This window comes from Citrobacter sp. wls710, assembly GCF_005281115.1.
In the GTDB taxonomy this organism is placed as follows: Bacteria; Pseudomonadota; Gammaproteobacteria; order Enterobacterales; family Enterobacteriaceae; genus Citrobacter; species Citrobacter werkmanii.
The window spans coordinates 1-10,449 of sequence record NZ_SZXD01000046.1 but is presented as its reverse complement, the minus strand read 5'-3'; the positions used below and the strand labels follow the sequence as shown (position 1 = coordinate 10,449).

Sequence of the window (10,449 nt, the reverse complement as noted above, 5' to 3'; positions counted from 1 at the left end):
TGTCTGGTGATTCAGGGGGCCAGTCTAATATGTTCGCACTCATCACAAAAAAACTACTGTACAGAAAACTCCGTGACACAGAAACATATGCACTGCCGCATTATCAGATATTCTGATAACTTATTGTTTTTAGATAAATATTAGCTAAAAACAACTCTTATCCGAAACGCTTCCCAACGTTTGTATTTTCCGGCACACGTAAGGACAAATTCTGTATCGTGCCTGCGACAGATACTCTCAGTAGCACAATATTAAGTGTTGTTCGACTATATCAGGCGCAGTTTGGGAAACAGAAAGCATTGTACTATAAGGGCTTCCCCGGCATGTCAGCACAGGTATTCAAGGTTTCTGTCTGTTCTTCAGTGAAAATAAAGGGGGAGAGACTGCTATACTATAAACGCCCATGATGAATCGTTTTTGATTTGGCCCCTGATGAAAGACGCGCGTGAGATTCTTGTTCGTTAAGCGGCTATGTATAGCCTGTACAATAGTTGGATAGACATTTAGAGGTTCTAACCCTTTATCTTCAATGAGGTACAGGTCACATGATTATATTGCTGCTTCGTGCTTCAGCTGGCGGAATACAGCCTGAAATCATCACCTAAATGCAATGATGCCCAGCACAGCCTTACATTTTTCGCAGCGATGGCAACAACAGCTCGCCAGTATCCTCTGTGTTCGCTGATACGAATCTCCGGCTTTCGTTATTCTGTCAAACTTTGATTTTCCGCCGCGGCTGTATTTCGATGGTGTCAGTTCCAGCCATTCTGCCAGTTGACGCACATTCTTAAAATTATGTGCATTACCGATACTGGCGCCCAACGTACAGGCGGTTGTTGGACCAACCCATTCAACTCCATCATGAGTTAGCTGTTGTGATCAGCTTTTGCCATACGGGAAACAATTCGGTCATATACAACGATATTAGATTCAATACGATCAATGTGTTCCAGCAGGTCGTCAACACATTGCTGAACCTGAAGGGGTAAAGAATGATTCTTTCAGAAACCATATGGCACAGGACATCTGTACTTTGTGGCACAATTACACCCAATTCAGATAATAATCCTCGCAGACGATTGTATCTTACTGTTTTCTCTTCTATAAAGCCCTGTCAGATACGATGTAAACACTGCATCGCCTGTTGGCTTTCGTCTTTCACTGGTACGAACCGCATATGCGGACGACGAACAGCTTCACGGATTGCCTGAGCATTATTTGCATCATTTTTTCCTGATTTGCCGGCCATACGATAAGGCGATACTAAGTTAGCAGCCATCAGATGCGGCTCATGACCATCCTGCCGAAACAATCTTGTCCAGCAGCGAGCTCCGGAGCATGCTTCCATCCCGATAACACAGGGAGGCAAACTTGCAATCAACTCAGGAAGTGCACCATGCGATACTTTAGGCTTAATCAGAATAATTCTACTATTTTGATCAACACCATGAACAGCAAACATATTTTTAGCAAGAACGATACCGACAGTCGTGATAGTTATAACGAATTCCTCCGGGGCGATGTATAGTCCATAATTGCACAAGAATTAATCGGGCACATAATCAGGGGTAGCCGCTTCCATTCGCTAAGACTAAAAATTCATCTCTCAACCCTCGATTAAATATTGGAACTCCAGACGTTATCACCACCTCCTCAGTTATGATCTGTTCCCACTCCAGCGGAAACAGATAAGAAGTCTATGCCATTATCTGGTATTCATGCATCATCTGGCATAATTAGGGATCGAAGTTTTGAAAACCAGAGTTACCGCGCCAGTAGCCTAACGCTTATCACAGCCACGATCACATTGTGTAATACCGTGTATATAGAAAACGCCATTAATCAGTTGAAGCTACCAATCAATAATCAATTGCTGTCACACCTGTCTCCGCTGGGCCGGGAACACATTAATCTGACGGGAGAGTATATCTGGCGAACCAACAAAAACGGCTGAAGGGAAGTATCGTCCTTTTCGACCAGTTGATGTCAGTCAGTACAAAAACAACCTTAACATACAATAATTTCTTTTACCTAAACGGAGCCCATATAGGCTATGCTTGTTGGAGTTGAAAAGATCACGCAAAATTATTTACTTTACCCAAACCTGCCTATCATGCTGGCGGTACCAGGACACTTTATTCTGCAAGGTTATAAAACAAACCGTCAGTAACACTATACCGAAAATTACTGTAGGAATTTCATATTGATGGACATATATTACATACGAAATACTCGACGACTGGAGAATAATTTCCGAATGTCATTTTATTAAAGTTTTCTTGAAGGCCAATAATAACCCTGTACGAGGGTGATATTATTACCCCTCAGGTATTCGAGATGTGAAACAGTCTCTACTCCTTCAACAATCAAACAGCCAGGGCAGAAGGAAGACAATTCATTCATTTCCAGTCGTTCCTCATACACCTTCCAGAAGGAGTGTTTGTCTATTTTTAACCCTACACCATGCAAAGGTATGGTTTTCTTTTCAGTTTTAAAGTCAACATCATCAACCCATATATTTACAATATATGGTAATGATTGTCTAACCCTATGCAATAATTGCGATCTCAATATATCATAATCGTATTGAATCTCGATATTTAACCTTATTAAATGAAGGTATTTGTTAACAGATGGAATAAAATTATCCTTTATCAGTATATTCAATGGAACATTTATAAATAAATTTTTTTCCAGAGCAGGGTGCCGATAACATGCCATACAAAAGAATGACAACTGCTCGTAGAAAATCATACCTAACACTTCATCCGATAGAGAATTGAAATAACTTTCAGGATTGATTGATAAGTCATGTGGACTTGAAAGTATTTCATATCCTTTAACTTTCTGATTAAAAACATTAACTACAGGTTCTAATTTAAAATCGAAATTCATACCATTTATCTTTATCAAGATTGTTATCCCCAAAATTTTGCCTCAAGTACATTTTTATAAAAAAACAGATAAAATGTTATACTACTAAAGTGTTATTTTATTGAATAAACTGATAAAAAAGTTTATGTAAGTTAAGGTACATTCATAGAAGAACGGGTTGTAACATGTCTACTGAATAATTCAATAAACACTTACTTTAAAAAGCAGCAGCACAGAAAGTATCTAAGGACAAGTAAAAGTATTTCTTATCAAAGTATTGTGCTACTTTTTTTGATTAAAAGAAATTTTTCGAGTTTAAACGGGGGGGGCCGTGAAATTGCTCTTACTACCACTACAGGAATTTAATAGTCAATGATGATAAATAAAAACCTGTATGCTTTTAAAAAATTCAAACAAACAACTTCACGGCTAACAACACCTGTCCAGCCTGGATATTCCATTTCCAGCAGATTAGTGAAAATTTAATTAATGATGTATATTTCTCAATTAAAACCACTGTTTCCAACAGTATCTGATGTTTGCAATGATTTGGCCTTAAATTAGATTTCTGTGAAACAATTATCTGAGAATGAATTAAAACATATCAATTCTGAAGGTTCTCTAAGTTAACAACTTTGACCTGATTTCGTCCAGACCTTTTAGCCTCATAAAGCTTTGAGTCGGCTATTTTAAATAAATCATCAAACTTAACAACCAGTCCATCTTTAGGGTAGCATGCCACGGCGCCAATACTTATTGTAACTTTCCGTCTAAGTGTGGTCATATTTTCTACGCTTTTGCGTAATTTCTCACAGGTTAGAAAACAGCTTTTCTCATCTGTTTCTGGGAAAAGTATTATAAACTCCTCTCCACCAAACCGCGCGATTTTATCCTGGATTCGCAGATTTTTTTTGAGTTCCCATGCTATACTCTTCAGGGCGAAATCACCTTCCTGATGACCATAGTCATCATTATACGATTTAAAAAAATCGATATCAGCAATAGCAATTGATACAGGAGCAGGATGGTGTTCTAATCTCGTTATTTCACTTTCAAACCAAAGCATAAATTTTCGGCGATTGGCAATCTCTGTCAGACTGTCTTCTGTGGCCATGCGCTCCAGAATAATATTAACTTTATATAGCTCTTCTTTTTGTTTTTTGAGTTCTACCTCCATACGTTTTCTCTCGTCTATACTTTGAATCTGAGCAATGTAATATTTGACATCTCCGTTATCTTCACGCACGAGAGATACACTAAGAAGAATCCAAATATAATGACCTGATGCTGTTAAGTATCGTTTTTCCAACTGATAGAAAGGAATTTCCCCACGGGAAAGAGCCTCTAACTGTTTTAAATCTGTACATAAATCTTCAGGATGAGTGATATTTTGGAAGTTAATGGAAAGCAAATAATCTTCGGTATACCCAAGCATATTGGTCAGTGACTTATTAACTTTCATCCATAAACCAGAAGGATCGACCAGAGCCATTCCTATGGTTGAATTTTTAAATATACCTTCAAGAATTTCATTGTTTTTACGTAACGATGAAATAATATTTTCATTTTCGCTGACTAATAAGTTCATTTCGATCAACGATCCGATACTCTCAGCCATTAAACTAATAAATTCATAGTCGTCTTCCGTGAACGGTATTGTTCTAATCTCAGTAGAAGAGAAATTAAGTGTTCCCCATAAAATATCTTTCACCCATATTGGTGATGAAATATAGCTTTCAAGCCGCATACTGATATAGACGGGGTGAGTATTAAAATACTTATATTCTCCTGCATGTTCAACACTTATTATTTTTCTTTCGCTAACTACTCGATGGCAATAGGTATCTTTTAAATCAAAAACCATACCAGCTGAAATGTTTTCTCCCGTAGGTGAAACTGCAAGCAGAGAGTAACGATCACCTTCTATCTTACTAATAATACCCAGTGACAGATTAAAGGCTTTTAAACCTTCATTAAGAATGGCATGATAGGTGTTTTCAGGAGACACACGCTTTTTGGCCAGGGCCTCATATAGAAAGTGAATTCGATTGATATTTATTTTACTTTCATTCATTTTTAACATAGTCTTATCTTCTGCTTTTTTATACCTAATCACGGGTAACTCTTTGCACGTATCGTTCTGAACTTGTAAAAGCTTACTTCAGATATCCCTCTTTTCCGGCACTGTTGAAAATCTGATGACAATGTAGCTAAAGTCCCTATATTTCAGATACTAGCCTTACCAGACTCCTCATGTCCAGAGGAGTACAAAAATAAAACGATGCTGCGCGCTTTTGTGTAACGCGCATTCCGTCAATGCGATGCAAGCCATCTAAATGGATTCGAGTCCCGGCATGGCATTGTTTATAATTTCCAGTTTAACCCCAACGCATTCAATAATGTTATTTGACCGCTGTCTCATTGATACCAGAGTTCGCCAAAAGATGATTACTCATTTTTTAGGCGACCGACAGCTAAAATTTTACTGCTGGTGAGTATTTGTTGCTGGCACTGAACTGAAGTTGTACTTTACGCACAATACTCACCACTATCGTCTACACAGAAGAAACGGTTATGTACCCGGCCAGAATTCACATAGCGCCCTCTCAATCTCTGCTTTCCTCCATTCCCTTTTCGTTTCGATCCTGTATATCCTTACATTCTCCCCAATTCTTTCCAATTCTTCCAATTCTTCCAATTCTTCCAATTCTTCCAAATCAAAATGCTGGACGTTCTTCGTACTGTCTAATACACATTACTTAATTTAAGAATATTTCTTACACACCTGGCGCCAGAAGATGGCCAGAACAATGACAGAGGGTTTCGGTAATGAACTCCGGGAATTTATAGAATCCCTCATAGAATCAGGGGATTATCGTACACAAAATGAAGTAATCCGCGAGTCAATTCGCCTCCTGCGCGACAAACAGGCAGGGCCGCGTCTCAGGCACTACGGAATTTACTGGCAAAAAGTCTGAATAGCAGTGAACTTGTTGAGTGCGAAAAAGATGCGTTTCTCAAAAAAGCCAAAGCAGGCACGAGGGTAAGCGGTGAAAACAATTAAAGCCCCCCGAAGCCAGTCAGTACCTGAAAGATATCTGGCATTACGGATACCACTATTTTAGTGAGGAGCAGGCTGACAAATATATTAATCAGATATTCGATATTTTTCAGGTTATAATTGAAAATAATCTTGGGCCCCCCGAGCCTGAACCGGGAGACATACCCATGCACAGGCTGTTGAACAGCATGTGATTTATTTCCTGTAGACTGATGTCTCTGTATATTAAGCCAGTTAAGATGCCGATTGCCATCTTAACTGGCAGTAGCAAACAGTCAGATTGCGCTGCGTGAAAACTGGCAGGGTTACAGGGGGGTACCAGGTCAGAATTCACGTAGCGCACCCTCTCCTTCTCTGCTCCCTTCCATTTTTGGTTCGCTCCTGTTTGTCCTGGCATTTCCCTATTTCTCCCAAATGTTAAGTACTGGACGCATCTTTGAGTATCGTATAAACTGATTGTAAGATTTAAACTTACAACCGTGAGGCTTGAATATGGCCAGAACAATGACAGTGGATCTCGGAGATGAACTCCGGGAGTTCATAGAATCTCTCATAGAATCAGGTGATTATCGTACACAGAGTGAAGTAATCCGCGAGTCACTTCGTCTCCTGCGTGAGAAACAGGCAGAGTCACGTCTCCAGGCCCTGCGGGATTTACTGGCAGAAGGCCTGAGTAGCGGTGAACCAGTCGAATGGGAAAAGGACGCTTTCCTGAAAAAAGTCAAAGCTGGTACGAGGGCTGTCGGTGAAAACCGTTAAACTCACGCCGAAAGCCAGCCAGGATCTGGAAGATATCTGGTTCTACGGTTATCACCATTTCGGTGAGATGCAGGCTGATAAATATATCAATCATATATCGGATATTTTCCGGATACTGGGTGAGAACAGTATAGGCACTCCAAGACCTGAACTGGGTGAATATATCAATGCCTTACCTTTCGAACGGCATATCATTTATTTTCTGCAAACTGATACCGATATTATTATTATCCGTATATTAAGCCAGCATCAGGATGCTGGTCGTCATCTCAACTGGCAGTAACTCCTGACATATTGCGCTACGTGAAAACTGGCAGGGTTACAGGAGTTGTACCAGGTCAGAATTCACGTAGCGCATCCTCTCCTTCTCTGCTCTCTTCCCTTTTTGGTTCGATCCTGTTTGTCCTGGCATTACCCCAATTCTCCCAAAAACCGTTATACCTCCTGCAACCCTTGCCCTGCCTGGCTTCAGCGTGGTTCTGAGCAGGAAAAGGATCCTTTACGCATTTGGTTTTACCCGCAATAATGCGGGATAAGACAATAAAAGGATCCGCGCGCTGCGATTTATTGTCATGGCAGGATCGGCCGGTCAGGTGCAGAATACCTGTATCCATAAACAGTGCGTGCGCTACGTGAAAAATAACTGATGAACAACGTCATTCCCCTGCAGAATTCACCAGAACGCGTTTCGTTATTACCAATAGCCCCGGGCGTTGATTTTGCGACCGCCGTGGCATTACGACGCATGGCCACCTCCACCGGGGCCACCCCGGCCTACCTGCTGGCACCGGAAGTGAGTGCCCTCCTCTACTATATGCCCGACCAGCGTCATCACATGCTGTTCGCCACCATGTGGAACACCGGCATCCGTATCGGGGAAGCCAGAACCCTGACGCCCGAGTCATTTGATCTCGATGGTCTGCGACCCTTTGTGCGGGTACTGTCTGAAAAGGTCCGCGCACGACGCGGGCGCCCGCCGAAAGATGAGGTCCGTCTGGTTCCGCTGACCGATATAAGCTATGTCAGGCAGATGGAGAGCTGGATGGTCACCACCCGCCCGCGCCGGCGTGAACCGCTGTGGGCCGTCACAGATGAAACCATGCGGAACTGGCTGAAGCAGGCCGTGAAGCGGGCCGAAGCTGACGGGGTGCACTTTTCGATTCCGGTGACGCCCCACACGTTCCGGCACAGCTATATCATGCACATGCTTTATCACAGGCAGCCGAAGAAAGTCATCCAGGCCCTGGCCGGGCATAAGGATCCACGCTCGATGGAGGTTTATACCAGAGTGTTTGCTCTGGATATGGCGGCCACGCTGGCCGTGCCGTTCACCGGTGACGGGTATGATGCCGCGCAAATCCTCCGCACACTCCCCCCACTTAAGTGACAACGTCACTCACCACAGTTTATATAAGCTGTGGTGAGTAATTTCCCCTGGGATAAGCTGTAGTGAGTGAAATAAGCTGTAGAAGGCAACATAAGCTGGAGTGAGCAGATTGTGATTTGTGGAAGCTGGAACAATGACTACGCAGGGTTGTGGTAACGACAAAAAATACAATGGTGGAGGTTTGTGAGTCAGGAAGCACGGGCCTCAGGCATGAGCCGCACTCATCACCGCTTATATAAGCTGTAGTGAGCAGGACACTCACCAGAGGCAGTAATATAAGCTGTAGCAAGTAAACAGAGAGATGTTACTCACTACAGCTTATGTTCAGCGGGATTTGAAGAGTTTTTCCAGGTCATCGAGCGTGATGCCAAGTTTTTCTAAAAGCGCCAGCTTTTCAGTCATCTCCGGGCTGACCTCCCCTGCCTGTGTGACAGGCAACTGCGGGTTCTCAGCACTCTCATCATGCGGTGGCTTTAACTTGGGCCTACGGTAGTGAATACAGAAGAGTTTGGTGCGTCCCCGTTGGATCTCAGTGTAATCCAGATAGCCAATCTCCCGGAGCTGCTCCATGGCACGCCTCACCGTCTGGTTCTGAGAGAACACAGGGGATTTCAGGTTCAGACGGGCCCGCAGACGCGCCAGCGATATGGGCGCCGGATCCCGCGGCAGACTCTCTATAAAGGTATAAAGGGCCTGGGCGGACTCCCGGCGCTTCAGGGCATTGATGGCCTTGAGCTGCAGCAGCACTTTCCGGTCAAACTGATACAGTTCAAACAGGCGCGGATCGGCCTGCAACTGGACAATATCCTTCTCCGTATCATAGTAGGCCGACTGCACCAGGTGCGTGATGTACTCTTTGGTGTGATTTTCGGTCGTGCGCGAAAATGAGATCACAGTACCCGCGATACGTTTTAGCGAGGGGCTGATGCGCTCCCGAAGCTTGCGGGATGACTGACTGGAAGGGATCCCGCAGAGTTTGGCGAACTCGACAAACGGCAGTTCAACCTTATCGCCGATAACCTTATGCCGGGCAAAGGAATGGATCACCCCTACCCAGGTCTTGAAGTCATTATCCATATCCAGGCGGGGACCGGTGATCTCCACCTTATCAAAACCTTCGGCTCTGGCGAGAGACAGACGCGTCAGTTCTTCCGTCGCATCAGTACGCGAAAGCGTGTTCTTTTTACTGTTTTTCAGTGATTTGAGCGTAGGAACAAACACCCCAAGCCGCATCAGTGCCACAGGCTGCACTGTATTGCTGGCATTAGGTGTCAGATTTACGACTTCACCGGAGGATTTATCCACCTCTTCAAACAGTTTTCTGATGTCCAGATTGTCCTTTTCCAGAGCGCCTCCGATCGGTGGATAGTTGAAGAATAAAAGCAGGCAGTGTTTTTACGTGACAGCCTGTAAGTCGCTACACGACTGGCTTCAGTTTATACACAACCCTGATGCTGTTACAGAGGATATACTCACTGTAGTTTATATCACGGGCTCATTACAGCATATCTTCTGCATAATACAGTTTATTGCTTACCAGTTACAGCTTATGTTTAGCATGCTACAGCTTATGTGATCATGCTCCTGGCCCAGTGATGACGTGGCTTTCAGAGCAGTCGGGATCTTCTTTGGATCTTATAGGGATCATGTTAAGGATCTTATTACTGGATCGAATGACTGTATATGTGGATAACCTGCTGAGCAAAAGGGTAATTCCGCTTTTTCCCACATGATCTTCTTTCGGACCAGGCAACTCGGCGTACCTGCCCACATAAGCTCCGGAACTGTTGCGCTTCCTCGCGGGCGTTAGCCCGGTCACCGGCTTGCGGCGAGCGCTATGTCATTTAACGGATCCTGCATCTTAATGCTATTCCTCTCACTACACATATTCTCCGCCGTTGCGCACGGATCAGGATCCGAACTTAGCAACGTTGGTCGTTAAAAGGTTGTGCAAAGCACTATTCGGAAGAACGGGTAGTCAGGGGCTGATTATAGAGGTATTCGATGAAAAGGAGCGGCGTCATCGCAATGACTACAGCAGCCCGGACTCCGTAAAAAAATAGCTGCAAGATATCGTCGCGAGGCCGAACTGCACTGGTCTGAAACGCTGGCGACAATTGAGCTTATAAAGCGCATATATTAGCATTAATAATAATAGTGAATCTGATGACTATTCATCGTACGGAATGACTTTAATCCTCGCAATTTTACTGAAAAACAGACTGTCCATCAGGTTCCTATGATAATGGTGACCAAAAGATGGCCTGCATAGGCAAAGTAAAAAAAGCGAGATGGCATAAATCGCGTGCATTCATCAGAACAGAGACTGGCTGCCAGTGTAGACTGGCCCCCTGAATCACCAGACAAC

7 protein-coding genes and 3 pseudogenes are annotated in these 10,449 nt (G+C 43.5%); 6 read left to right on the top strand and 4 right to left on the bottom strand.

Translation table 11 applies throughout. The annotated features are described in order from the left end of the window. Positions 1-569: 569 nt before the first annotated feature. Positions 570-1,501: pseudogene (locus FDX14_RS20570) on the bottom strand (IS110 family RNA-guided transposase). Between the two features lie 228 nt (positions 1,502-1,729). Between FDX14_RS20570 and FDX14_RS20565 the strand changes: the two are divergent. Then, positions 1,730-2,021 (top strand): annotated as a pseudogene (locus FDX14_RS20565) (Tn3 family transposase); the annotation flags it as partial. Between the two features lie 247 nt (positions 2,022-2,268). Here the strand turns inward: FDX14_RS20565 and FDX14_RS20560 are convergent. Beyond that, positions 2,269-2,895, bottom strand: a complete 627-nt coding sequence (locus FDX14_RS20560; protein ID WP_137350144.1) for an EAL domain-containing protein — start codon at positions 2,893-2,895, stop codon at positions 2,269-2,271. A 583-nt stretch (positions 2,896-3,478) separates the two neighbouring features. Next, complete coding sequence (locus FDX14_RS20555; RefSeq protein WP_252182545.1) at positions 3,479-4,957, bottom strand: sensor domain-containing diguanylate cyclase; 1,479 nt, start codon at positions 4,955-4,957, stop codon at positions 3,479-3,481. A 715-nt stretch (positions 4,958-5,672) separates the two neighbouring features. Here FDX14_RS20555 and FDX14_RS20550 point away from each other — a divergent pair. From FDX14_RS20550 to FDX14_RS20530, 4 genes and pseudogenes are all read left to right on the top strand, one after another. Next, positions 5,673-5,938, top strand: a pseudogene (locus FDX14_RS20550) (type II toxin-antitoxin system ParD family antitoxin). Positions 5,939-6,427: 489 nt separating this feature from the next. After that, positions 6,428-6,694, top strand: coding sequence for a type II toxin-antitoxin system ParD family antitoxin (locus tag FDX14_RS20545; protein WP_023228568.1), 267 nt, complete (start codon positions 6,428-6,430; stop codon positions 6,692-6,694). Continuing rightward, positions 6,681-6,977, top strand: coding sequence for a type II toxin-antitoxin system RelE/ParE family toxin (locus tag FDX14_RS20540; RefSeq protein ID WP_137350143.1), 297 nt, complete (start codon positions 6,681-6,683; stop codon positions 6,975-6,977). Before FDX14_RS20545 ends, FDX14_RS20540 begins: the two co-directional genes overlap by 14 nt. Positions 6,978-7,340: 363 nt before the next feature. Then, complete coding sequence (locus FDX14_RS20530; RefSeq protein WP_001066960.1) at positions 7,341-8,081, top strand: tyrosine-type recombinase/integrase; 741 nt, start codon at positions 7,341-7,343, stop codon at positions 8,079-8,081. 324 nt (positions 8,082-8,405) lie between these two features. Here FDX14_RS20530 and FDX14_RS20525 read toward each other — a convergent pair whose 3' ends face one another. Further along, positions 8,406-9,158: a RepB family plasmid replication initiator protein gene (locus tag FDX14_RS20525; protein WP_502704213.1), complete on the bottom strand. Its 753-nt coding sequence runs from the start codon at positions 9,156-9,158 to the stop codon at positions 8,406-8,408. Here FDX14_RS20525 and FDX14_RS25785 point away from each other — a divergent pair. Further along, entirely contained in the window at positions 9,142-9,450 is a 309-nt protein-coding gene (locus FDX14_RS25785; RefSeq protein ID WP_502704212.1) for a hypothetical protein, read from the top strand. The genes FDX14_RS20525 and FDX14_RS25785 overlap by 17 nt on opposite strands. Positions 9,451-10,449: the final 999 nt, after the last annotated feature.

Bases quoted from the DNA above. Each gene is read 5' to 3' on its own strand.
- FDX14_RS20545 (WP_023228568.1), top strand. From the start codon at position 6,428: ATGGCCAGAACAATGACAGTGGATCTCGGAGATGAACTCCGGGAGTTC.
- FDX14_RS20555 (WP_252182545.1), bottom strand. From the start codon at position 4,957: ATGTTAAAAATGAATGAAAGTAAAATAAATATCAATCGAATTCACTTT.
- FDX14_RS20530 (WP_001066960.1), top strand. From the start codon at position 7,341: ATGAACAACGTCATTCCCCTGCAGAATTCACCAGAACGCGTTTCGTTA.
- FDX14_RS20525 (WP_502704213.1), bottom strand. From the start codon at position 9,158: ATGGATAATGACTTCAAGACCTGGGTAGGGGTGATCCATTCCTTTGCC.
- FDX14_RS20560 (WP_137350144.1), bottom strand. From the start codon at position 2,895: ATGAATTTCGATTTTAAATTAGAACCTGTAGTTAATGTTTTTAATCAG.